Origin of the sequence: Lysinibacillus sp. UBA6686 (assembly GCF_002455205.1) — a bacterium.
Taxonomy (GTDB): Bacteria; Bacillota; Bacilli; order Bacillales_A; family Planococcaceae; genus Lysinibacillus; species Lysinibacillus pakistanensis.
The window spans coordinates 1-24,343 of the sequence record NZ_DKJS01000018.1; the positions used below are offsets into that span (position 1 = coordinate 1).

Sequence of the window (24,343 nt, forward strand, 5' to 3'; positions counted from 1 at the left end):
TTGAATCAATTTCATAAATCATATTTTCCTAGAGCTCAGACTGCTCCTATTAAGAAAACTTACGTTTTTAAAAATTATGCTGCTTGAGTTTGTGTCTGTATTAAAGCATTCAGCCGATCTACTGCCAACTTGCAGGCATTATAAATAAACGTCACTAGGTTGAAATGAAGTTTCGCTTTTCTTCCTGTTCTTTGACGAACATTGTTTAACTGAAAATATTGTTTTAAATAGGCATTTACACGCTCTACAGCGGTGCGTTCCTTATAAAGTTGTTTCCAAAGTTCAGAGCCACGTGCTGGATAGGTGAATTTTCGTAAATCCATGTCGCATTTTATTTTGAAAACCTTCTGACAGAGAGAATCATCACGTAACGGACAACTTACACATTCCTTTGGTCTTGTGAACTTTAGTGTTTGATATTTTTCATCGAAGCTGTCGTAACAGTAGCTGTGTTCACGTACACATGTCGGTCTAAAATGCTCATCAAATCCAAGATATTCGCCTTCATTACGGATATTATAGGGAATGACCGCACGCATTTGATGTTTATGTAGTTGACGGTAAATGGGTTCAAAATCATACCCTGCATCCAATATAGCGGTTGTGAAATGCTTTGGAAATTGGTCTTCTACTTTTTTTAAAAGAGGAATCGCGGCTTTACTATCTGACAAATTGGCAGATGTCATGAGGCGTCCAATGATATATTGACTCTTGGTTGTCACAGCGAGATGCCCTTTAAAGCCAAACCAAAACGTATTTTTGCCGTCACTGTTCTTTTTGATGCCCCAATTCGGTTCGATGGGCGCATCTTGCCACAATGTCACCATTGGCGTATCGAGCTGATGCCTGATTTCTTTTTCATAAGTCGACTGATTGGCTTCGATTTCTACTTGTTTCGCAAGCCAATCCTCCCGTTCTTCTTTTGATTTTCGTCCACGTTTTTTTGGTGGTGCAGGCTCTTTTTTCTCAGTAGGTTTCGCCGCATCGCGTGATTCGAAATGTGTGGCATCAATCGCGAGATGCTCATCATCAAGAAATCCTTCTCTAAAAGCTACTTGTATTAATGTATCTTGCATCACATCAAGTACATCAGATTGACTAATGACATCAATCATACGCGAATAAGACGCTTCAGAAGGCACAACATCAGAAACAAGAAAACCGCAATCCAATCGGAATAAAGGATCGTTGACCAAACGTTTAATTAAATCCTTGATCGTTGGAATACGCTCTACTATGCGGATAATTAGGGATTGAATCATCGCACCATAGTTTAATTCACGTGGGGCACCACGTAATGTCCTCTTCAAAAACAACTGAAAAATAGGTTGTACGTCGAAAGTGGCAAAAATCGCATCAAAACGACGGGAACTTTCCATTTTCAATAATTCTTGGATGTCAAATAGACTCATTTGTTTTACAATAGTCATAGGGCATTCACCTCATTCAGTATGGTTTAGTTTCGTCGCTACCATTATACCGAATTTGGGGAGGTGCCCGTTTTTTATTGGTTTAGAACCCTTGGGACTTAAGGGATTAGAATTATGAAATTAACTCAATTAACTGTAGATTTGAAATAAAGTCACAATATAAGATGTTTATAAAAAAGTATGACTGAAAATTTTGATTTGATGTGCAGGATTTTTTTCAATAAACGTCTATTCTTGAATAAAGCAATTGCTTAAATCGCCTAATTTTGGAATAATTATCATTACAAGTAATTTAATGGAATGTTAATTTCGTAAAAAAGGAGTAGTTAACTTGTATTATATTTTCAACTTTATATAACCAACAATAAGAGGTCCTCCTCCCTTGATAATAATGTATATCCTATTAAATACAAAAATCATAAAAGGAGGTCCTCGAATTATGAATGGACAAAATTTGAAACGTAAAGAACTAGATAAGGTATTAAACTTCTTAGAACAAAATAGGTTATTTAGCGGGGTTGTATTATTAGCTGAGGAAGGTAAAACATTTTACAAGAGAGCTATTGGCAAGAGAACTAACTCAAGTCAACATTCAATTGATGCAGTCTTTGATATTGCCTCAATTTCTAAGAGCTTCACAGCAATGGCAATTATGATACTAATTGAGGAGAAAAAACTTCAGCTAGATGATCATCTTAAAAAATTTTTTCCTTTTCTTTCTTGTGAAAATATAACTATTAAAAATCTGTTAACTCACACTTCTGGACTTCTAGATTACATGGAATGGTTTGAAGATCCAGGTAACTGGGACCCTAATAGAATTGCTACGAATAAAGATGTAGTTAAATTTTTGAAAGATGAAAAGCCAGAAGTGTTATTCCACGCGAATGAAAAGTGGGAGTATTGTAATACTGGGTATGTATTACTTGCAGAAATCATAGAAATGGTTTCTAAAATGGGGTACGGAGAGTTTTTACAGAAAAGAATATTCACACCTTTAAATATGTTCAATACATCAACACATTCGCAATTTCTAGATAGCGATATTGAAAATTTTTCGTTAGGTTTTATCTATGACTGGGAACAGGACTTGTATAGACTTCCAAGTGAAATGGAAGAACATAAGTATGTTTACTTCCTTGATGGTGTTAAAGGTGATGGCGGTATAAAATCCACTGTAGATGATCTGCTAAAATGGGAGCGTGCTATTTATAATAATGAACTGGTATCAGAACAAACAAAGGAAAGTATTATAGATCCAGTTTTCATTAAAGGAGAAGCTTCTAATGGGTATTGTCCTTGTTTGCACGAAGATTTCGGGGGATATGGACTTGGGTGGAAAATAGAGAACCATCCCCAATATAAGAAGATTATTCTTCACGAAGGATATTGGGCAGGATATTATTCAGGGTTAATTAGTTACAAGGATCGTAACAAAGCTATAATAATGCTAAATAACTTAGACTTTACGGATAACGAATTAAACAAGATACCATATTTGTTAACTCTTACTTTAGAGAAGATTTTATTCGGTGAAAAAGCGGGAGTACAAGTGTTTGAACAATTAATCATGTCAAATCGTTAGAATAAGCAAGGGAATTGTACCCTTAAAGGGCAATTTAATAGAGCAAGGGACACAAAAAATATCAAACTTTTTTATAAATAGCGTATATATAGGATGAGAAATTTATGGAAAAGGAAAAAGGTATTTCTTTGTCTGTTTTACTACTTGGTTTCGTTGTAAGTTATATCTTAACATCAGTATTCGCTCATTACGGATTCATACAGCATCGTTAAAAACTGGATTGCTTGTTGTCTGTGTAACTGTTTCTCTGATTCCATTGTTTGAAAAGATTTTTCCTGGGAGATCAGGGGCAACCAATTAATTATATAATCTAAGGGGGAGTTATACGAAGAACTATTCCCTAAGATTTGTTGCACAGTTTGACCACAGTCTTCCGAGTGCAATTCTTGAAAAACACAGGTAGAAAATAATCAAACATTTTTATTAAACCCACTCATTTTGACTAATCTTTTTTTCAAAATGAGTGGGTTTCTTCTATTCTATAAAAAACGTTTGTAGCTTATTTTCATCTTTATTCATGAGCTACACCAGAAGCTTAACTTAGATAAAAAAACAGTGGAACTTTTTACTTTTATTGAAATGATGAAAGTATAAAACTCCAGTTGTTCATAACTAGAAAGGAATATTTTTTACAGTGTAATTCTTTGTATACACTGATTCCGTTCTTTTTATTTACACTGTGGGGATTGTTCGCATGCTCCTATTTCAATTGATTTTCTAAAATGTTTGATGTATATAAGCTGGTTTGCGATCTTATGATAAAGAACTAATTGATTTTGTGAGGCAAGAAGAAAAGAGTGAAGCATTAGCCTCAATCTACTACACATCCCAGTACACATGCTCGCCATTTATTAGCCCCAACATAATTCAATTTTATGCTTTTTATGCGTAGTTTAAATTTACACTAAAATCACAGAGTATTGATATACTAATGTTTATAGGTGTTTTAAGGTATAGCATGCATTCAATCCACATTAGAACCATTAAAATAAGGAGATAGAATAAATAATGGAAAAATATCGTATTGATCAATCAAAGGGAATTGAATTTGGACTGTATTCATTAGGAGACCATATCCCAAATCCATTAACGGGGACTCGTATTTCTGCACAGCAGCGTATACAGGAGCTAATTGAAGCAAGTCAGTTAGCAGAGCAAGCAGGGATTGATGTCTTTGGTGTAGGTGAAAGTCATCAATCTTATTTTACAACACAAGCACATACGGTTGTTTTAGGTGCAATTGCACAAGCTACGTCAACAATCAAATTAGCAAGCTCTGCAACAGTATTGAGTGTCTCTGATCCAGTACGTGTTTATGAGGATTTTGCGACAATCGATCTAATCTCAGATGGACGTGCAGAAATTGTGGCTGGGCGCGGCTCTCGTGTAGGGGTATATCATTTATTGGGGGTTAACCTACAAGACTATGAAGAAATCTTTGAGGAGAAATTAGAGCTGCTGAAAAAAATCAACGAAGAGGAACTTATAACATGGGAAGGTCAATATCGAGCACCCCTGCATAATGCTCAAATTTTACCGCAACCGAAAAACGGCTCTTTACCAATTTGGCGAGCCGTTGGTGGTCCTCCTGCAAGTGCCATAAAGGCAGGCTATATGGGCATACCCATGATGTTAACAACATTAGGAGGTCCTGCTGTGAATTTTAAGCCCTCTGTAGATGCCTACAGAGAAGCAGCAGAGCGCAATGGCTTTGATCCTACCAAGCTACCAGTTGCTACAACTAGTTTATTTTATGTTGCTGACTCGACGAAAGAGGCCTTACAAGGAATGTATCCACATCTTAATGGGGGATTCCAGGCAATTCGTGGCGGAGGTTATCCAAAGCAACAATTTGCACAAGCTCCAGATACACGTGATGCGCTTATGGTTGGTAGTAAGGAACAAATCATTGAAAAATTACTCTATCAATATGAGCTATATGGTATGCAGCGATTTATGGCACAAATAGACTTTGGTGGCGTACCATTCGAAAAATTAATGAAAAATATAGAAATCATTGGCAACGATATAATACCTGCAATCAAAAAACATACAGCAAAATAAGGAGATGTCCAATATGAAAATCGTCGCACTAGCTGGTTCAATTGTCGGCTCAAAAACGAAAACAGCCATTTGTAAAGTTGTTGACATTTTACAAGAAAAGTATCCAGCGCATGAGGTAACATTGCTTGATCTTGCTGATTACAATATGGTATTTAGTGATGGACGTAATTATTTTGAATATGATGGGGATACAAAATATGTAACAGAAACCATTATGGCCGCGGATGCCTTGATTATTGGTACACCTACATTTCAAGCATCAATCCCAGCAACATTAAAAAATATTTTTGATCTGCTCCCTGTGAATGCCTTTCGTGATAAGGTGGTGAGTATGGTTGTTACAGCAGGTACAGCTAAGCATTATCTCATGATTGAGCAGCAAGTAAAGCCAATTCTAGCCTATATGAAGGCACATATCGTCCCAACTTATGTATTTATAGAGGAAAAGGATTTTTTACGCAAGGAAATCGTCAATGATGATATCCTTTTCCGACTAGAGCGTTTAGTGGAGGATACAGTAATGGTGACAGATGCATTCACTGAAATTCGCGCTAAAAAAGATGCAGAATATGATTTCTAATTTTTTTCTAAAGGTGGACGTTGCCTGATGAGGAATCTTTGGTAATGTCCGATTCTTGATAAAATGAAGCCCAAGCAATACAACATAGGATATTTTTAATTTTCATTCCCTTAACAATTAGTTTTCATTAAATAAGATGATTATTCTATTAAGTATAACTAGCTTCTATCTAGCACAGATGCTCGTGAATCGTCATATATTTCCATTAATTCAGCCACCTATAATATGGAAATTCCTTTATGTATTCGACAATATAAAAGACCGATATGTCTTCTTGGCCAGTTTTACCTTTGTATCAAAAAAATAGTATGATAGAATATTTAAAATAGTTTATATACAGAAGTAGAATGGGAGGGAAAAACATGAAGAAATATTTTATCGTACTGCTAGTCGTTCTTGCTTCTTTATTAAGCCCCACATCCTCTAAAGCTGCTGAGGTAAAGTGGGATGGGGCACAGGTTGTTAAAGGACAAGCAGGTAAGATGACCTTTACTAAAGATGTAAAAGTATATAAGAAAAATACTGATGGTAGCTTTAGTTCGTTAACAGTGAAACGAAACAACTACTTCCGCGTATATGATATTGAAAAATACGATAATAAAATATTTTACTGGATGAGCTCAGGATACCGTGTACAGGCAACCAATTTAGTTGTTTTTAAGGAGGTACCACTCGATATTCGAGCTTCTTTTTATGATAATCCGGGTTTAATTTATATTAATCGTCAGGACGGAAAGCCTCTAGGATATGGGGATCATCTGTTAAGCAAAAATATACCTGGCAGCGCCGACTATAATCCCTACAATGATGTTGTACAATTTAAAATTGGGAAAAAATTATACTACTATTTCTACGCTGCTCCATTTGAAGGTAACCCATTGGAGGTTTATATTGATAGCTCAGATATTCGTATTGCAGAAGCAACACCCCATGTTAAAGATTATTATACGTTAAATGCTGATGCACAGCTGCTCAGTGGTCCAATGATGGGGGCAAGAGTGCTAGAACAAGCATCAAAAGGAGCGGCATTTGAATTGCTGGGAATCGAAATAAATGGCTATCACATGGTAAAATCGCCAACAACCTTGAGACATGGCTATATCCCCGTTAAAGCACTTCAGCCTGTACAAAAGCAAGGTAAACGATTTATTCGTTATGGTGTTTATGTTGGAGGTAAGCACGGGGAATTAAAACGTTTTGATGAAGTCACATTTTTATCAGAAGATACTACGACTGCTTTAATAGAATTCAAGGGAGAAAAATATACTGTACCTAAAAAAGCGTTAGCTACTATACGCCCAAACGAATCACCTGTCATTACATCTGGTTTTTTACCAAGTGATACGCTTCAGCAATTAACCTATAATACGATATATACGAGAACTGGTAATCAACGCTTTGACACCGATTACGACTTCCAATATATTACTTATCATGAAACAGATCAAGCCTTTTATTATGAGAAGGATGGCACGCAATATATATTTGAAAAACCAATTACAGAGGGATCGAAAGTTACGATAAGAGATAGAAATGAGTTTGTTCGTGCTATTCACTATACACTTACAACACCAGCAGGCACATTTAACAATGTTGTCGAAACATCCACTAGTATATTATATGCACCTGGCTACGGTGAGCTTGGTTCAGCATATGACCTCCAACTAAGGTCGTTTAAATAATCATTAAACGCTGCATAAGAGTAACTCTTGTGCAGCGTTTTTTACTTTAAAACTTCAATGCATGACTATCTTAAAGAAATTAATATTCCGAGTGTTTAAATTCTGAAAGATTTGTTTAACCGATTTGAAACCATTTTTGGTAATAATCGTACAGAAAGTGTTGTAACAAGCGGAATTTTGCGGTGAAATACAGATTTTCCTATTCAAATTGAACAAGCATGGACATTTCATGATAATCATCGTAAAATCGCATTCAAATTGAGGTACTACAAAAGTAAGGAAGTCGTTAGTAAAACCTATGCCATGTAAGTTGATCTTCGTTACGACTGGGCGACTCCTTGTGGATTAGCAATAGGGGAACGAAGGCGAAAACCATCACATCCTGTGATAACGCCTTCGTGACCAACATCGTGTTGGCCCGAGACCCTGGAGCGAGCCCATAGGGGAACGAAGGCTAAGAGCATCACATCCTGTGATAACGCCTTCGTGACCAACATCATGTTGGCCCAAGCGGCTCATCGGACGTCCCTAGGAAGCTCTGCTCGAAAGCGAAGCGTCAGCGGCAAATGTTTTATCTGTAGCGAAAGCAAANNTGCGAAAGCGAAGCGACAGCACAAAGCGCCCAGTCGGAACGGAAATCAACCCACGTTATGGTGATAGCTCTTAAAAATTTAATGTTGAACGACATAAAATTTTATATAATAAATACCAATAGGGATATTTTAACAAAGGCGTGATTATATTGAGAATTTTAATGGTTGAGGATCATGAAGATGTAAATGCGATGTTAACCGAATTGTTTGAGCAAGCAGATTATCAGGTAACAAGTGTGATGGATGGAGTAGAAGGTTACCGGGCATTTCTACAAAATGAGTATGATATTGTGCTTCTTGATATTATGCTTCCCTATAAAAGTGGGGATGAATTATTAAAAGAAATTCGCGCTATTTCGGATGTACCTGTTGTTATGATTTCAGCAAAAGATTTAGTGTCTACTAAAATCGATTTGCTTCGTTTAGGAGCGGATGATTATATTACGAAACCATTTGACCTTGGTGAGGTTTTTGCCCGTATTGAATCGATATTACGTCGTGTTAAAAAACAAGCTACACCTATGAAGCAGTTGCAATACAAGGATATAGTACTGGATGATGTCGCTAAGCGAGTTACAGTGAGTGGTGAAGAGGTCTTGCTTACTGCAAAGGAATATTTATTGCTCGAATTATTTATGACAAATCAAGAGAAAGTATTCACGAAAGCAAATTTATATGAATCCATTTGGCAGGAAGAATATTTAGGGGATGAACATATTATTAAAATCCATATTAGTAATCTTCGACATAAATTAAAGATAAAAAATCCACAAACGGATTATATCGAGACGCTTCGTGGGCTTGGTTATCGTTTACGTCCATAAATTATCCGTAATCTATACGCCATCTTTACTTTATCTATACCTTTCATGAGTAATCTATGGATATGAAAGGGAGGTGCTTAATATGGGAGAAACCATATTAAAAACAAATCAATTAAAGAAAACATATAAAAAGCATACAGTACTTCACGACGTATCAATCGAATTAAAAGAAGGACGTATTTATGGGCTTATTGGTGAAAATGGTGCGGGTAAATCGACCTTAATGAAGATTATTTCAGGAATTAGTTTTCAAACAGAAGGTTCATTTGAGTTATTTGGAAAATCATCTGACAAGGAAATACAGCTGCAACGAAAACGTATTGCCAGCATGATTGAACAACCAGCGATTAGCCCTGATATGACTGCAAAAGGTAACCTTAAATATCATCGTTTAATGCGGGGGATTCCGAATGAGGAGCTAGAGGATGAAATACTGCAATTGGTTGGATTGACGAGTACCAACAATAAGAAAGCTAAGCATTTTTCACTAGGCATGAAACAACGTTTAGGCATTGCTATTGCATTATTAACTAACCCAGAGTTATTGATTTTAGATGAGCCAGTGAATGGGTTAGATCCTATAGGTGTTGTTGAAATTCGTCAGCTTTTAACACGGCTTTGTGAAGAGCGACAGATGACAATTTTAATTTCGAGTCATAATTTACCGGAACTTTATCAAACAACAACTGATTATATCATTATTCATAAAGGGAAAATTATGAAACAAATGACGCAACAACAGCTCGACGAAGAATGTAGACATTATATTCGCATTGGATGTACTGCTCCCGAACAATGTGCACATGTATTAGAAACAAATCTTAAAACACAAAACTTTCAAGTCATGCCAAATAAAACGATTAAATTGTATGATTTCTTAGAGGATCTCGGGAACGTATCAACCGCCTTATTTGAAAATGGGGTAACACTTACGGAATTTAGTCTACAAGGAGACACATTAGAGAACTATTTTCTTACGTTAATTGGAGGTGAGCACCATGTTTAATTTAGTACGTGCTTACCTCTATAAAACAACTAAATCCAAAATATTTTGGGTCTTACTGGCTCTTACAACATGTTCTGCAACAGCAATGTTTAGTATTGCCTATGGGATTGGCAATAACTCAATAAATGAAAGCATCAGCAACGTTGGTTTTCTACTATCTGATATGAATACGATGTCAATAGTAGGCGCAGTACTTGCTACTACACTTATTTGTTCAGATTTTGATACAAAAAATATTCATCATCCAATTATAAGCGGCTTTGCAAGAATCCAAATTGTCATAAGTAAAGCGATTGTTTTCTGGATATTACTTTTTGTTCTTGTAAGCCCGTATATCATCGTGACAATAATTGGTTTATCAATGGACAGCACGTTTAGCATGGGTGGGAAAGCAGCAGGTTTTTTAAGCATTCTAACTTCGACTACTAGTGGTAGCTTTGGTGAATACGTAACAATAATGTGCACAATGACTATAGTCTATCTTGCACAGTTAACGACTTGTATTTTACTTGCGTTTGCCTTAAGAAAATCGGTGCTTGTAGTAGCTGCATATTACATGATGTCCATGTTCTTTGGGCAGGTAGCTAGTTTTCAGGATTCATTTGAGATGATAGATAAAGTATTATCTTTTACACCATATTCAGCGGAGTATCTTTCGATTAATTTAAGCATGAGTAAAGGTGATATAATTTCGGCCGTTTCCATTTGTATCATCTTTATAGTAGTAATTATATACTTAACATTCATGACATTTAGAAAAGCAGAAATCAAGTAAGGGGATGTAGGGAATGTGGATTGTGGCAATTGTAGTCATTGTAGGATTATTGTTTTATATTTTTTATATACAAAGGCAAATACGATTGATGAACATACAATTGTCACAACGTCTACATGAGCAATATACGCAGCCAATTAGCGTAGAGCTATTAAACAAAGAGATAAATCAACTAGTGGCAAATATAAATCGCATATTGATAGAATCGCAGAAATCAAGGTCGTATATTAAAAGGGAGGAAAAATACTATAAAGAAATGATTTCAAACATTTCTCATGATTTTCGTACGCCACTAACGGCGATAAAGGGCTATCAACAAATGCTTTTAAAAGAACCATTAACAGAAAAGCAGCTGGCAAAGCTTGGAGTCGCACAAAAACATGTTGGAAGACTAGAGCAATTATTAGCAACATTTTTTGAATATTCCTATTTGCATAGTAATGAAGATCAACCCAAAAAGGATCGTATTAATATATCAAACATCGTATTTGAAGAAATTGCTGGTGCCTTTGCACAATTTGAACAACAAGGAATAGCCGTCACCTTACCTAATTATGAGCCGCTCATTATTAACTCTGATGAAGAAATGCTTTTACGCATTGTGCAAAACCTAGTACGCAATAGCATCATGCATGCGCAAGGTGATGTCACGATCAAGATGTGGTTAGAAGAAGAACATGCATATATCTGTTTTCAAAATCCGATTGACGAAAATAGTCAACTAAATCCTAACCAGCTCTTTGATCGATTTTATACAACAGACAATTCCAGACGTAAAAACACTGGTCTAGGACTTTCTATTGTCAAGCTGCTTGCAGAAAAACTAGGTGGAAATGTAGCGGCTAAAATAGAAAATGGAATGATTGAGTTTTTAGTGTGTTTAAAAAAGAATTTGTAATAGTAGCAGCCAAGAAGCTTAGTGCATCTTTATATGCACCTGGCTACGGTGAGCTTGGTTCAGCATATGACCTCCAACTAAGGTCGTTTAAATAATCATTAAAATGCTGCATAAGAGTAATTCTTGTGCAGCATTTTTTACATTTAAACTTCAATGCATGACTATTTTAATGAAATCAATATTCCAAGTGTTCAAATTCCAGAAAATTTGTTTAACTGATTTGAAACCAACGTTGGTAATAATCGTATAGATAGTGATGTAACAAGCGGACGTTTGCGGTAAAATACGATTTTCCTATTCAAAATGAACAAGCATGGTCATTTATGATAATCATCGTAAAATCGCATTCGAATTTGGTACTACAATCTATTTATAATGTTAAAGTGGCGAGCTTTGTAGCCAAATCATAAGCTAAGGCAAGCTCAAGATGTGTGGCTCTGAAATAATTCTATTATAAAGAGCCCTAGCTACTAACGAGGAGAGAATTGATGAAAGTAGATGAGGCTTTAAAGATAGTTTATGAATATACTATTGGTGATAACTCTATACTATGTTCATTAAGAGTGGGATTAGGATTAAATGAAAACAACTACAATACATTAATTGAAGCAATGAAGGTATTGATTACGGAGTATTCGAATAAAACCGAAGTTCCTAAGAAACTAGCTTTATGTTTTGAAGATATCAGCAATTACTTTTATTTTAATGAAGGCAAGTATTCTGAAGAAGAGGAAGAAAAGCTTGAAGATGCAATTCACGAAATATCTAGTTTGGCTGGAAAATTATTTGATTAAATACTACCTCTAAATCGGTTAGTACGCCCAGAAAGGATACAATTTACAATTCATTTCAAAGGGACAACATAAAGCTTTTTGCTGGTACAAGTCATTCTTCATCCAAAGAAAAGAAGGTGTAAATTATGACGGAAGAAAAGATGAATTTATTGAGTATTAGTGATGTGTTATCACATCCAAAGAGAAATCCAGAGACTTGGTTTTATCTACCTCCAAATTCAAAAGAATGGAATTTAAATACAAGAGGAATATTTTCACTAGATAGCTTTGATTTTCCGCCCAATTCAGATGATTTTTTACCAGAACAAGCGAAAAAAAATGGTTGGATAGAAACATTGGATGGTGCAAGTATTGAGGATGTAATTGACAATGTAAATAATCAGTTTGAAAATCCATCACTAGATCAGCTATTCCAAGCGTTCCTTTATTACTTTGAAAATGATGCATTTTTAGTTTTTAAGAAATAAAAGAGTATAATGAAATATTTCATCATTGTTGAATATTGGAACGAAAGTATTGGATGTAGCATTTTAATAAAGTTTAATTAAAATGAAATCACTAACTCCGATTTCGAAAAGAGGAGGAATCAGGAAAATTGAAGTTCTATCGCTATGTGTTAAGTATCCCGCCTTTGGATTGGGAGTGTTGCTTTCTTAGCATTGAGGAGTATAAGCAAAGCTTTACGAATAAGTATAAACATAATATAACGTATTACATGCAAGTTATTGGGGATTATCAGCAGCATCTTGAAGATATTGACGCCCTTGCTGATATTACTTATAAAGATCTATGTGCAAGTGTTCATTCTGCTGAGCTGCGTTGTCCAGCTATGATTTTCTCTATACCGAGTGGTGATCAGCGTGGTTCAGCTTTGTTTTGTATCATATATAAGCTTGAAGACGACGGGGATACGTTTATTTACTCTCCTGTTCCACTTGTTCATCTAGAGCAAGATCAAGCAGGTGAAGTGGAGCTTTAATGGTTTGAATTCAGAGGTTGCTGTTACTGCTCAACCGTAACGAGAGTCATCCATAATACGATATGGGAGGACTAATAGTGATTTTTAAGGGCTAGGAGAGCTGAGATTTTCAAGTCGTGTGGGGAAGGTGTCGAATATAATAAATGCAATTGTGAATAGAGGGACAAAAATCCAGTAGGGAGGCGTTTATATGACGTTGGGAGAAGTGTTGGCGACGTTACCGGAAAAAGGGAAGAAGAGAGAAGACGCTATTTCGCGATTGGGTCGAGTGGAAGCGCTTCTATATCTTGTAGAACATGAGAAAGGGAAATGCAAAAAAGCGGCGTTAAAAGCACTTGCTCATCAAGAGTGTGTGGAAGCGACAGCAATTTGGGAAAAATTTATGAAATACAAAAATTTGGGCGAGGACATCCTGATGCTAGCTTTTTCGGATACGGTTTCGGAAGTTGTGGGTAAGCATTGCGAGAAATATTTCCACGAGCTGTTTCAACAGCCACCAGATTTTCTGACCGATCAGGATGAGTTTGAACGATTCACTGCCGTTGTTTCCGTTATGCTTGGTAAAGGCAGCCCGTCCATGATCGGCGTCTACCGCCTCATTGCGGCGAATCAGCCAATGGTTGAGAGGCTTAACCTTTTGAAACTAGTGGCCGATAAGGACTATGTGCACATTAACGATACACTCAGAATATGGAACCTGCAGCCACAGGAAACCATATGTATTTTCCCAATTGTGCTCGCTGCTTCGATTATACGGAGCATGGATGAACAGTTGATTTTGTTGGCTGAGGAACTGTATATACGGTACGGTAATGAATGGTTGATTCCTTATTTTTCCGCAAAGCTTCTTACCAATCGTGCAGATAATGTGTATGATGAATTTTCTGCTTTTTTGCAGGATGAAGCATTAAATCGATATATACATAACAGCTTGGGACGAATCTATTATGACGATCAGAATGGAACTCACACAATGGCGGCATTTTGGGGACGTTATAGCTACGGAAGTTACGATAATAGAACTTATTTCAAGCGTAAATTGGCAGAAGATCTGGATGCCAGGTGGTTGGAACGTTTGATGGAACATCCGCACCCTAATGATAAGGTCAAATTTCAGTTTTACAATCGATGTCCTGTTATCTACGAATCTTACAAACAGATGATAATTGATTTGCTACCGAAGACGATTGAAGATGCACGGATAAGAAGTTATTTAGGACTATCAAAATAGAGAAATAAAAAACGAGCATAATTCTAATTCCGGGAGAGATGTAGCTGTGAGTATTGAAATGAATGAGATATGGGATGGAAAAATCCCAGCAGATGAAATGGATCTAGCGGTATTATCCGATAAAATATGGGAGATCGGCGAACTGGACGTCATTCGTGAGAAGGTGTCGCCAGAGTTTTTTCAACTTCACATAGCCATCAATACAATTGGCAATTGGCAGTGTGATGGCTGGGACGGTATTATCGCGTATCAGCCGCATCTCGTGCCATATATTTCTCAGATGTTGGTGAAATTTGGCTTGCAGGATTTGCAGTATGCTTTTGACGAAGTCATTGCCATTTTTCCTGATTTCATTACGTTTGAGGATGATTCACTTTATTGTGACATGATCAATTTCCTGCATAATATGCGACTAAAGGTAAGTGACGAACGTTTGAACACGTATACGCAAGAAGAGCGTCAAGCCATGATGAAGCAATATCAGGAAAAGCTCGATCAATTGGAAAAAATAACGGGGCCACTTTGGGGATATGGAAGTCCTAAGGAAGGCTGGGCAATGATCTTTGATTATATTCAGTGGCGATCGTGAATAGAAGGAGAAATGCAATGAGAGATATAAAAATTCTTAAAGAACGAACAGAATGTATGCTCTTTCAAGCGAATGAAAAGGATAGCGGTAAAGGATGGATCGGAGGGAACGCACCGGCTTATTTTGATGAATTGGAAGGCATGGTAAATAAGGAAGCGGAGATGAATTTTTATTTGTCTATCGTTAATCCTTTTAATGAAACGGAGATGATCTCCATTTTTGCTCCTAAACATTTTGAAGAGCGTATTTCTAAAAATAGATATCCCAATTGTTCATTAATAACAATGAAACACCCTAAAACAGAAGAAAGTAAACTTGATACTTTTGCCGATCCTGATTTAGTCAAGCACTTTATTTCGGAAGCTAATATAGTAAGTGATAAAGCATCATTTGAAGAACGTTTTCTGATCAAATTTTGGGGAACTCCAAGGCATATTCAGGGAGAAGAGTATTACTATAACAAGTTGCATGATGACGGTTTTGATTTTATATTCCAGGTCGATGAGGATGGGTACCCAGATACCCTAATAAAGCCAAGAAAAAGCTATCCCTTTTCGTTTGGAGCTATCTATTTATATGCACAGATTTTAGAAGACTCAATTATGAATCCCATACATAGTTATTGGCAATTTTCTTAGGATGGAGGAATGTAAAATCCCCAAATTTAAAAAAGGAGAAGTTTGCTATTTCATGTAAGAATACATGTGAAGATGAATCTACTATTAGGGATTTAATTTCTCGTGCAGTATTGGATTAGATTACGATATGAAACGTTGGACATGCAAAATGAATTTTAACAGGCATAAAAAAGTATTTATGTGCGATTTTATGATAGATTAGAAGATGTAATAGATATGGAGAAATGAATATTGAATTGTATAAGATCAGAGTATGAAAAAATCAAATGCTCTCCTAGATGGTTTTTTACTGCTTTTAAGTAAATTATTTTGTTTAGAAGAAGGGCATTACCTTTGTCCTGACTACGCCATACTATTAAAGTAATGTAAGTCATAGTGTTTTGATGGAGAGTGTAGGGGAGAGTAAAGAATGGTATTTTCTATTTTTAAGAAAAAGAAAGAGCCACAGCAATTGAAAAATAGAGTAGAGTTTTGCATTACAAATTTATCATTGGGTTCAGCAGACGCTTATGATGTTTTAGTTGAAAGATCTGATATTGAAATTGAAGAATCCGGCTGTACATCTCATTGTGAAATTTGTGAGCAAGGGATCTTTGCCATCGTCAATGGAGAAATTGTAACTGCAGACGATGCAGAGTCGTTAGTGCAGGCAGTTGATGAAGAAATTAAACAAAATCCTCTTTATTGAAATAAGAACAGCTTGTTAGCATAAATCAACAAGCTGTTTTTTACATTTAGGTAAATAGCCCATATACCGCTATTTTTTACCAACCACGTATGTATTGCAATGGTGGTTGAATGTCTTCTCCTAAATCCTTGGCTGCGTGTAATGGCCAATATGGCTCGCGCAGAAGAACACGAGCTAAGAAAATTAAGTCAGCACGATTATTTTGTAAGATTTCCTCTGCCTGAATAGCTGTTGTAATCAGACCAACTGCGCCTGTTGGTATTTCAGCACCATGTTTAATCGCTTCAGCATGAGGTACTTGGTAGCCAGGAAAAATATTAATATGTGCTTGCACGACGCCTCCTGTAGAAACATCCACTAAATCAACACCCTGTAATTTCATCCAGCGGCTAAAGACGATAAAGTCTTCCATTGTCGTTCCATCTGCTGCATAATCTTCTGCAGATACACGTACAAGTAAAGGACCCTCCCATACACTACGAATGGCATCAATCACTTGACGTAATATACGGTATCGATTTTCCTGTGACCCTCCATACAAATCAGTCCGTTTATTAGTTGCTGGTGATAAAAATTCACTAATAAGATAGCCGTGTGCTCCATGAATTTCAAGGACATCAAAGCCAGCTTTAGCAGCACGAATAGCGGCTTTCTTAAATGCTTCTATAACATATTCAATGTCTTCTATTGTCATTTCAGTTGGCGTTTGATAGTCATCACTAAAGGCAATAGCTGAAGGGGCAAAAATTTCTCCCTCCACCGTTGCTTTGCGTCCGGCATGTGCTAACTGAATACCAGTTTTTGCTCCATACGCCTTCATGCCATTGACTAATTGACGTAAGCCTTCGATATGGGCATCATCCCAAATACCAAGATCTTTATTGGAGATACGACCCTCTGGGACAATACCTGTTGCTTCAAGAATGATTAAACCTACTTGACCCGCAGCTCGTGTTGCATAATGAACTTGATGAAATGGCGTGACAAGTCCATCATCCTGAGCAGAATACATACACATTGGTGCCATCACAACACGATTTTTTAAAGTGATAGACTGTAGTTGATAAGGTTCGAATAATTTAGTCAAAATAAAGCCCCCTAATTCCTAGTGATAAACTCTATTTTGCACATTTTACTTACTATTTGCAAGTGAACGAGACCGAGCCTCTGCTTCTTTAATACATGCTTCAATTGCCTCATTAAATTGATATTTTTCAAGCGCTTTAATCCCGGCTTCTGTCGTGCCCCCTGGACTAGTCACCTTTCTGCGTAGTACATCTGGCTCATCAACAGATTGCTTCAGCATTTCAGCAGTTCCTGCCAGTGTTTGTGTCATTAATCGTCGTACGGTATCCTTTGAAAGACCAACCTTTGTGCCGACTTTTTCAAATGCCTCCATTAAATAATAGATATAAGCAGGACCACTACCTGAAAGAGCCGTTACAGCATGTAATTGATCCTCATCTACTTCAATGACCGAACCAACTGCCTCAAGTAATTGTAAGAAAGTCGTACGCTGTTCAGTAGTCACTTCGTTATTGAAGGCAATACCACTAGCCGACATCCCGATTGTGGCTGAAGTATTAGGCATAACCCGAGCAATTGGGCGTATGCCTAAATGCTCTGTGATGGTTTGAATAGCTATACCTGCTAAAATAGAGAGGACGGCTGAGTGCTCTGTGATTTTCGCTTTCAACTCATCCATTGCGGCAATAGCATCCTTTGGCTTCATTGCTAAAATAATTAAGTCTGCTTGTTTAAAAATTTCTGCATCAACTAAGCAATTGACACCATATGTTTCGTGCAAAAATTGTAATCGTACTTTATCTGAGCGATTGGTGACATAAATTTCTTGTGCTGTAAATACCTTTTGGTTAATCCAGCCCTGAATCAATGCCTCTGCCATTGAGCCTGCACCGATAAATAGTATTTTCTTCATGAACAAAACCTCCAGTTCAAAATAAAAAGCGCTCCCGTCCTTATCAAGAAGGACGAAAACGCTGTTGTTTCCGCGGTACCACCTTTGTTTGCCAATTGGCACAACTTTTAACCCTTTTATCGCAAGGGGAACGGTTATGTTTTCATAACTGCTCAGAAGTAGGTTCGGTAATGGGAGTGGGTGATGTTACTCGCAGCAAATGTAACACTCTCTGAGACACCTTCACCAATTACGTACTTGGCTTCATCAACGCACAAAAATAATTAGATTATTCAAAATTATATTGATAATACGTCAACCTGTCAACAGGTGGATGACGAAAAGAAGAAAAACTTGTAAAATAGAATGAATTGTTATTCACTAGTAGTACAAAAGGGGGAAACAGCTTTGTCTATATACAAAATAGAAATACCAACACCCTATGAAGTAGGAGATGTCAATGCATTTGTTGTCAAAGGTGATGCACTAACACTCTTTGATGTTGGACCAAAAACAATGGAAGCCTATGATGCATTGAAATGGGGGATTCGAGCAGCAGGCTACGAATTAAGGGATATAGAACAGGTAGTCCTCACTCACCACCATCCGGACCATGCAGGTTGGGTAGATGCCTTTCCACATGCAGAAATTTTAGGGCATGCCTATAACGATAAGTGGCTTCGTCATGACGAGGATTTTTTACGATATCATGAACGATTTTATAGTGAACGCTTATTTGAGCATGGCGTTCCACAGGAATATATTCAACCGAGTGTACATGTACGTCGTGAATTAGAACTTGTCGGTGAACGTCCATTAACACAAATTCTAGTTGATGGAGATGAAGTACCTGGTCATCCGGGCTTAAAGGCGATTGAAACATTAGGGCATGCACAAAGCCACTTCATCTTCTGGGATGAAAAAACGCATCATGTGATTGGCGGGGATTTATTACTGGAAAAAATTACGCCAAACCCATTAATTGAACCACCATTGGATCGTACAATAGGACGTACTAAATCATTACTACAATATAATGAATCACTTGAAATTTTACGAAAATTGCCAGTGAAAATGATGCATACAGGTCATGGTGCGGAATTAGAGGATATTCCTTTATTAATCGATAAACGTCTAGAACGTCAGCATCAGCAATCGATGAAGGTATTAGAGCTATTAGGTGAAGATCAACTAACGGTTGTTCAAGTCACAATGCGCCTGTATCCGGCTATTTTTCAGCGAAAACTAGGTTTAACACTATCCAAAACACTTGGACATTTAGATTATTTAGAAGCCAATCAGTATATTACATCTACGAAAACTGAGGAAGGTATTTATGTATTTAAAAGAAAGTAGGCGTTTGCGTGGCTGATAAAAAGACAATCCTCGTTACGGGTGCAACAAGTGGAGTAGGATTAAAAATTACAGAATTATTAGTAGCACAGGATCATATCGTATATGCAACAGGACGAAATACTGCCGCATTAAAAGCACTAGAACGCTTAGGTGCAAATGTGATTCAAGCTGATTTAACAAATTTAACCGCTATTGATGAAGTTTGCGCCCAACTACCACCACTTGATGTGGCGATATTCTCAGCAGGTGTAGGTAAATTTGGTATCGCACCTACATTACCTGATGAGGCTATTTCCCAAATGGTGAACTTAAATGTAAGTGTGCCAATGTATTTGGCCAAGCGCTTAGCATTGCCAATGATACAGCGTCAACAGGGGCACCTTATTTTCATTGGCTCACAGGCAGGGAAGGTAGCCACTCCAAAAGCTAGTGTTTATGCTGCAACAAAGCATGCTATAGTCGGATTTACTAATGGACTTCGTATGGAACTAGCACCTTATCAGATTAAAGTGACAGCGATACATCCCGGCCCAATTGATACGCCATTTTTAGATAAGGCGAGTGATGATAGCGGCTATCGGGCTTCGCTAGGTAGATTTTTATTAACAGCAGAAGAAGTAGCACAGGCTACGGTTAAAACGATTAAACGCCCTGTTCGAGAGGTGAACTTACCAAAAATCATGGGATTATCCAGCAAGCTTTATGCACTGGCTCCTGCCACCATTGAATTTTTTGGCAAATCATTTTTCAACAAAAAATAAATAGGGATTAAACTGTAACCATTCTCAAAAAAGCTGGAGAGAGTGTTTACAGTTTTTTATCTTCGTCCAGCAGATGTTTTTTGTATCGAAAGTATAGCGGCAGCAACACGATTTTATCTGTAGCGAAAGCAAAGCGACAGCTATAATTACGCAGGAGAAATTAATTTAAAGTATTCAATAGAATGGGAAAGGAGAGCATAATGTACACAATTGGACAGGTAGCGAAGTTTTTAGGGGTTTCAAGAGATACTTTAAAGTTTTATGAGGAAAAGGAATTAGTAAAGCCAAAGCAAAATAGTGGGAATGGGTATAGAGAATATAATCGTTTTGATATATATGATATAACAACGGTTAATTTCTATCGCGAAATGGATATTGAAATTAAAAAAATTCAAGAATTAAGAAAAGGCAAGAGCATAGAGGGCATACAATCACTATTCGAGGAGAAAATGCAGGAGGTTATGGAAGAAATCGAGTATAAAAAGTTGCTAGTAAAAAAACTTCAAACCGTTCAGGAAGATTGCGAAAAAGTTAAAAAATTTCTAGGCACATATACCATCAAAGAAATGAAGCCTATTGAGGTAAAGGGAGAAATTGAGCATCATACTGCATATGATAAATATGAAATAATAAAGGATAACTTAGAAAATTTAAAACAAGCAGTGACACTTACCTCTTTGAGAAGAGTTATTCATTTCAATGAAGAAGGTGTACAAGAGGATAAGTTTATTATCGTAAAAAAAGTAGAGGATTCTGATAAAGAAATAGCAGGTGAAATTTTATCTCATCCAAAATGTCTGTATACAGTTATTGAAGATGGGAGGTGGTCAACGGGTGGAAAAAATACGGACCATAAAGTCGAGGCTAGTATAAAAAAAGCGGCAAAAGAAAACGGCTATGAACTTTTGGGACTAGTGTATATAAATCAATTACTTACTACGTATGAAGATGGCTTAGAACGAGCCTTTTTAGAAATTTATGTACCTATTAAGTGATTTTCGTTGTTAGGCAGGCTTTTATTTTGTCGAAAACATCATGAAATTTTTGTTTTGAGTGTGGGATTGCTGAATAGACAGAAAAATATGCATCAGTGTCGAGTATTTGTGCTTGATAGAAGGCGACTTATACTTAATAGAGTGTCCCAAAAGGCAACGCTTATGCTGCAGAGCACATTTCAAAACATAAACCATCCACCAAATATAATGGTAGATGGTTTTTGTAGTTTTTATGTATTAGACAAATCATGATCCCACCCCCTTCCATTACATCGTAATAAAAATCCTCGATTTCTTATTGGATTAAATATTTCTTCCTATTTAACAGAGTTTCATCTAAATCAAATAACGCGATTTTAATACTATTGATACATAAAAATCTAGACTTTAGCATCTTTTTTAAGTAACTATTTATTTTTTAGACCCTTATATTGTATTGACCTGTGGGTAACTCCTAGGTTTAAGCTGAAAATATCCGTAATTTGAAAGGGGGAATATGTATGAGTAAAGAAAAAAAATTAAAAAGACCAATAGTAAGTTTTATCCTACTAACCAATATCATCTTTTGGCCACTCTTTTGTCTTGTAGGGGTAACCAAGATGTTAGGTTTGTCTACATGGTTATTTGTTGTAGTTCATTGTATTTCATCCTGGGCTTCAACCTTTGCGTTTGCTATCCTTTTTAAGAAAATCTATCCTGGTCAGAGTTTTATACAATTTGTAAAAAGTAAATTCAAACATAAAATTAAAGTTTCTGTGTTGCTTTCTGTAATTACAATTCAAGCTCTTATCTTTTTGACAATAATATTGATCGTCTTGAGCAAGAGTAAAGTAGACTCAATTTTCACTATATCCTCATGGGGTATGCTGCTCTATTACTTTTTCAAAACACTATTGTCAGGACCATTTGGTGAAGAATTAGGTTGGAGAGGCTTTGCATTAATGGAGCTTCAGAAAAAGCATTCACCATTAAAAGCGTCTATCATCATAGGGTTTTGGTGGGGGCTGTGGCATCTACCCATCTGGTTTACTACAGGATTTACGGGCATTGATTTAATGAAGTATATTCTATTCTTTATGATTTCAATCATGTCCACTACAATACTTATGGCTGCATTTTATAATTTAAATCAAAATTTAATTATTCCGATTACCGTCCATCATAACTTTAATTTTTTTATTGGCATCATAAACGGAAATTTAAGCGATTTAATTCTGTATAACGCCATTTTATATGGAATAGCAGCAGTTTTAATTATCATTATCAATCCAAAGAAGGTGTTGTATGGCAAGAAAGAGAAAAGCCTTCTTTATGGAAAGCCTACTCTTATGTGAGAAGCTATACAGTTAAATTTCTTTTTTGAAAGCTTGAAAAAGTCGATTGGCATCACATTTTATTGTGGCCAATCGACTTTTTCAGTGCCCTATTGCACAATCGAATTCTAAACAGCGTGTTATCTTCGGAAATTTATATTGTATACACCCAAGTAGAAAGTAGGAAATCATTTATAAGAGTAAAGATATTCATAGTTTGTACCATAGCTATAAGTATTGAAATGACTTACTTTTTACAATAAACATAAATGTCTACAAATTTATAAAAATACACTTGTGTTTATTTTTATAACGTGTTACTATTCGTGTATAAACTTTTATATGAATGTATAAACATACATATCTCATAGATTAATTGGAGGCGCATTTTTAATGGCAAATAAAAAAGTAGTATTAGCATACTCAGGAGGTCTTGATACTTCTGTAGCAATTCCATGGTTAAAAGAACAAGGTTGGGACGTTATTGCAGTTTGTCTTGACGTTGGTGAGGGGAAAGATCTTGAGTTTATTAAAAATAAAGCTCTTCAAGTAGGGGCAATTGAATCTTATATGGTAGATGCAAAGGATGAATTTGCTGAAGGATATGCACTGATTTCATTACAAGCACATACTTGGTATGAACAAAAATATCCATTAGTATCAGCACTTTCTCGTCCACTAATCTCGAAAAAGTTAGTGGAGATTGCCAACCAAGTGGGCGCTGACGCAGTAGCTCATGGTTGTACAGGAAAAGGGAATGACCAAGTTCGTTTCGAGGTTTCTATTAAAGCATTAAATCCAGATTTAGAGGTATTAGCTCCTGTTCGTGAATGGGGCTGGAGCCGTGACGAGGAAATCGAATATGCAATGAAGCATAATGTGCCTATTCCTGCAACATTAGATTCACCATTCTCGATTGACCAAAACTTATGGGGTCGTGCAAACGAAGCGGGAATCATGGAAGATCCATGGGTTTCACCACCAGAAGAAGCTTACGGTTTAACTGTTTCTGTTGAAAATGCACCAGATGAAGCTGAATATGTGGAAATCGAATTTGTGGCTGGTAAACCAGTTGCATTAAACGGAAAAGAATTGAAGCTTGCTGATTTAATTCAAGAACTAAATGCAGTTGCTGGTGCCCATGGTGTTGGTCGTATTGACCATGTAGAAAACCGTTTAGTAGGTATTAAATCTCGTGAAGTATATGAAATTCCTGGAGCAAAAGTGCTGTTAACGGCTCATAAAGAGCTTGAGGATTTAACACTTGTAAAAGAATTAGCACACTTCAAGCCAGTTATTGAGAAAAAGCTATCAGAATTAATTTATGATGGTTTATGGTTCTCACCATTACGTGATGCACTTGAAGCATTCCTTGCACAATCACAGCAATATGTAAATGGTACAGTACGTGTGAAACTATTCAAAGGTCATGCGATTGTAGAAGGACGTAAATCACCAAATTCATTATACAGTGAAAAGCTAGCAACATACTCAAAAGAAGATCAATTCAACCACGCTTCAGCAGTAGGCTTTATCGAGTTATGGGGTCTACCAACAGTAGTGAACTCTTCTGTCAATAAAAAATAATTTTGACAAGCAAGGTGTAGTGTGGCAATGCGCTGTGCTGCACCTTTTAGCCTTCTA

At 36.6% G+C, this 24,343-nt stretch carries 23 protein-coding genes; 20 read left to right on the forward strand and 3 right to left on the reverse strand.

Annotation, left to right across the window (positions count from 1 at the left end; translation table 11 throughout):
- Window positions 1-74: 74 nt before the first annotated feature.
- On the reverse strand, window positions 75-1,430 hold the full coding sequence (locus B2R82_RS04400; protein WP_286923712.1) for a transposase: 1,356 nt from the start codon (window positions 1,428-1,430) through the stop codon (window positions 75-77).
- Between the two features lie 439 nt (window positions 1,431-1,869).
- Between B2R82_RS04400 and B2R82_RS04405 the strand changes: the two genes are divergently transcribed.
- From B2R82_RS04405 to B2R82_RS04475, 15 genes are all read left to right on the forward strand, one after another.
- A complete protein-coding gene (locus B2R82_RS04405) occupies window positions 1,870-3,015 on the forward strand; it encodes a serine hydrolase domain-containing protein (RefSeq protein WP_286923713.1) in 1,146 nt (381 codons plus the stop codon).
- Window positions 3,016-4,023: 1,008 nt separating this feature from the next.
- Entirely contained in the window at window positions 4,024-5,079 is a 1,056-nt protein-coding gene (locus B2R82_RS04410) for an LLM class flavin-dependent oxidoreductase (protein WP_286923714.1), read from the forward strand.
- Between the two features lie 13 nt (window positions 5,080-5,092).
- Window positions 5,093-5,659, forward strand: a complete 567-nt coding sequence (locus B2R82_RS04415; RefSeq protein WP_283868458.1) for an NADPH-dependent FMN reductase — start codon at window positions 5,093-5,095, stop codon at window positions 5,657-5,659.
- A gap of 362 nt (window positions 5,660-6,021) precedes the next feature.
- The gene (locus B2R82_RS04420; RefSeq protein ID WP_286923715.1) at window positions 6,022-7,341 is read left to right on the forward strand and encodes a hypothetical protein; all 1,320 of its coding nucleotides are present in this window, start codon (window positions 6,022-6,024) and stop codon (window positions 7,339-7,341) included.
- 733 nt (window positions 7,342-8,074) lie between these two features.
- Window positions 8,075-8,758, forward strand: coding sequence for a response regulator transcription factor (locus B2R82_RS04425; RefSeq protein WP_286923716.1), 684 nt, complete (start codon window positions 8,075-8,077; stop codon window positions 8,756-8,758).
- 82 nt (window positions 8,759-8,840) lie between these two features.
- Window positions 8,841-9,764: an ATP-binding cassette domain-containing protein gene (locus tag B2R82_RS04430; protein WP_286923717.1), complete on the forward strand. Its 924-nt coding sequence runs from the start codon at window positions 8,841-8,843 to the stop codon at window positions 9,762-9,764.
- Window positions 9,757-10,539 (forward strand): ABC transporter permease, encoded by a 783-nt coding sequence (locus tag B2R82_RS04435; RefSeq protein WP_286923718.1) that lies wholly within the window; start codon window positions 9,757-9,759, stop codon window positions 10,537-10,539. The genes B2R82_RS04430 and B2R82_RS04435 overlap by 8 nt, the downstream gene beginning before the upstream one ends.
- Window positions 10,540-10,552: 13 nt before the next feature.
- Entirely contained in the window at window positions 10,553-11,437 is an 885-nt protein-coding gene (locus B2R82_RS04440; RefSeq protein ID WP_286923719.1) for a sensor histidine kinase, read from the forward strand.
- 488 nt (window positions 11,438-11,925) lie between these two features.
- Entirely contained in the window at window positions 11,926-12,231 is a 306-nt protein-coding gene (locus B2R82_RS04445) for a hypothetical protein (protein WP_286923720.1), read from the forward strand.
- Window positions 12,232-12,356: 125 nt separating this feature from the next.
- The gene (locus B2R82_RS04450) at window positions 12,357-12,698 is read left to right on the forward strand and encodes a DUF7716 domain-containing protein (RefSeq protein WP_286923721.1); all 342 of its coding nucleotides are present in this window, start codon (window positions 12,357-12,359) and stop codon (window positions 12,696-12,698) included.
- A 128-nt stretch (window positions 12,699-12,826) separates the two neighbouring features.
- Window positions 12,827-13,210: a hypothetical protein gene (locus tag B2R82_RS04455; RefSeq protein WP_286923722.1), complete on the forward strand. Its 384-nt coding sequence runs from the start codon at window positions 12,827-12,829 to the stop codon at window positions 13,208-13,210.
- A 190-nt stretch (window positions 13,211-13,400) separates the two neighbouring features.
- Window positions 13,401-14,441 carry a hypothetical protein gene (locus tag B2R82_RS04460; RefSeq protein WP_286923723.1) on the forward strand — a complete coding sequence of 347 codons (1,041 nt, stop codon included), beginning with the start codon at window positions 13,401-13,403 and terminating at the stop codon, window positions 14,439-14,441.
- 46 nt (window positions 14,442-14,487) lie between these two features.
- Window positions 14,488-15,030, forward strand: coding sequence for a hypothetical protein (locus B2R82_RS04465; protein WP_286923724.1), 543 nt, complete (start codon window positions 14,488-14,490; stop codon window positions 15,028-15,030).
- A 17-nt stretch (window positions 15,031-15,047) separates the two neighbouring features.
- Complete coding sequence (locus tag B2R82_RS04470; protein WP_286923726.1) at window positions 15,048-15,668, forward strand: hypothetical protein; 621 nt, start codon at window positions 15,048-15,050, stop codon at window positions 15,666-15,668.
- A 409-nt stretch (window positions 15,669-16,077) separates the two neighbouring features.
- Window positions 16,078-16,356, forward strand: a complete 279-nt coding sequence (locus B2R82_RS04475) for a DUF1450 domain-containing protein (protein ID WP_283868444.1) — start codon at window positions 16,078-16,080, stop codon at window positions 16,354-16,356.
- 76 nt (window positions 16,357-16,432) lie between these two features.
- Here the strand turns inward: B2R82_RS04475 and namA are convergent, their stop codons facing one another.
- Complete coding sequence (gene namA / locus B2R82_RS04480; RefSeq protein ID WP_286923727.1) at window positions 16,433-17,443, reverse strand: NADPH dehydrogenase NamA; 1,011 nt, start codon at window positions 17,441-17,443, stop codon at window positions 16,433-16,435.
- A gap of 45 nt (window positions 17,444-17,488) precedes the next feature.
- Complete coding sequence (gene proC, locus B2R82_RS04485; protein ID WP_286923729.1) at window positions 17,489-18,295, reverse strand: pyrroline-5-carboxylate reductase; 807 nt, start codon at window positions 18,293-18,295, stop codon at window positions 17,489-17,491.
- A 345-nt stretch (window positions 18,296-18,640) separates the two neighbouring features.
- Between proC and B2R82_RS04490 the strand changes: the two genes are divergently transcribed.
- From B2R82_RS04490 to B2R82_RS04510, 5 genes are all read left to right on the forward strand, one after another.
- The gene (locus B2R82_RS04490; protein ID WP_286923730.1) at window positions 18,641-19,630 is read left to right on the forward strand and encodes an MBL fold metallo-hydrolase; all 990 of its coding nucleotides are present in this window, start codon (window positions 18,641-18,643) and stop codon (window positions 19,628-19,630) included.
- Between the two features lie 8 nt (window positions 19,631-19,638).
- Complete coding sequence (locus B2R82_RS04495) at window positions 19,639-20,391, forward strand: SDR family NAD(P)-dependent oxidoreductase (RefSeq protein WP_286923731.1); 753 nt, start codon at window positions 19,639-19,641, stop codon at window positions 20,389-20,391.
- Between the two features lie 200 nt (window positions 20,392-20,591).
- Window positions 20,592-21,386 carry a MerR family transcriptional regulator gene (locus B2R82_RS04500; protein WP_286923732.1) on the forward strand — a complete coding sequence of 265 codons (795 nt, stop codon included), beginning with the start codon at window positions 20,592-20,594 and terminating at the stop codon, window positions 21,384-21,386.
- Between the two features lie 500 nt (window positions 21,387-21,886).
- Window positions 21,887-22,720, forward strand: coding sequence for a CPBP family intramembrane glutamic endopeptidase (locus B2R82_RS04505; protein ID WP_286923733.1), 834 nt, complete (start codon window positions 21,887-21,889; stop codon window positions 22,718-22,720).
- 372 nt (window positions 22,721-23,092) lie between these two features.
- Entirely contained in the window at window positions 23,093-24,286 is a 1,194-nt protein-coding gene (locus B2R82_RS04510; protein ID WP_286923734.1) for an argininosuccinate synthase, read from the forward strand.
- Window positions 24,287-24,343 lie beyond the last annotated feature (57 nt).

Excerpts from the sequence above, each read along its gene's own strand:
- B2R82_RS04505 (WP_286923733.1), top strand. The coding sequence starts at position 21,887 with ATGAGTAAAGAAAAAAAATTAAAAAGACCAATAGTAAGTTTTATCCTA.
- B2R82_RS04470 (WP_286923726.1), top strand. The coding sequence starts at position 15,048 with ATGAGAGATATAAAAATTCTTAAAGAACGAACAGAATGTATGCTCTTT.
- B2R82_RS04410 (WP_286923714.1), top strand. The coding sequence starts at position 4,024 with ATGGAAAAATATCGTATTGATCAATCAAAGGGAATTGAATTTGGACTG.
- B2R82_RS04420 (WP_286923715.1), top strand. The coding sequence starts at position 6,022 with ATGAAGAAATATTTTATCGTACTGCTAGTCGTTCTTGCTTCTTTATTA.
- B2R82_RS04440 (WP_286923719.1), top strand. The coding sequence starts at position 10,553 with ATGTGGATTGTGGCAATTGTAGTCATTGTAGGATTATTGTTTTATATT.
- B2R82_RS04490 (WP_286923730.1), top strand. The coding sequence starts at position 18,641 with ATGAATTGTTATTCACTAGTAGTACAAAAGGGGGAAACAGCTTTGTCT.
- B2R82_RS04405 (WP_286923713.1), top strand. The coding sequence starts at position 1,870 with ATGAATGGACAAAATTTGAAACGTAAAGAACTAGATAAGGTATTAAAC.
- B2R82_RS04415 (WP_283868458.1), top strand. The coding sequence starts at position 5,093 with ATGAAAATCGTCGCACTAGCTGGTTCAATTGTCGGCTCAAAAACGAAA.
- B2R82_RS04475 (WP_283868444.1), top strand. The coding sequence starts at position 16,078 with ATGGTATTTTCTATTTTTAAGAAAAAGAAAGAGCCACAGCAATTGAAA.
- proC (WP_286923729.1), bottom strand. The coding sequence starts at position 18,295 with ATGAAGAAAATACTATTTATCGGTGCAGGCTCAATGGCAGAGGCATTG.
- B2R82_RS04510 (WP_286923734.1), top strand. The coding sequence starts at position 23,093 with ATGGCAAATAAAAAAGTAGTATTAGCATACTCAGGAGGTCTTGATACT.
- B2R82_RS04460 (WP_286923723.1), top strand. The coding sequence starts at position 13,401 with ATGACGTTGGGAGAAGTGTTGGCGACGTTACCGGAAAAAGGGAAGAAG.
- B2R82_RS04435 (WP_286923718.1), top strand. The coding sequence starts at position 9,757 with ATGTTTAATTTAGTACGTGCTTACCTCTATAAAACAACTAAATCCAAA.
- B2R82_RS04430 (WP_286923717.1), top strand. The coding sequence starts at position 8,841 with ATGGGAGAAACCATATTAAAAACAAATCAATTAAAGAAAACATATAAA.
- B2R82_RS04500 (WP_286923732.1), top strand. The coding sequence starts at position 20,592 with ATGTACACAATTGGACAGGTAGCGAAGTTTTTAGGGGTTTCAAGAGAT.
- B2R82_RS04445 (WP_286923720.1), top strand. The coding sequence starts at position 11,926 with ATGAAAGTAGATGAGGCTTTAAAGATAGTTTATGAATATACTATTGGT.
- B2R82_RS04400 (WP_286923712.1), bottom strand. The coding sequence starts at position 1,430 with ATGACTATTGTAAAACAAATGAGTCTATTTGACATCCAAGAATTATTG.
- B2R82_RS04450 (WP_286923721.1), top strand. The coding sequence starts at position 12,357 with ATGACGGAAGAAAAGATGAATTTATTGAGTATTAGTGATGTGTTATCA.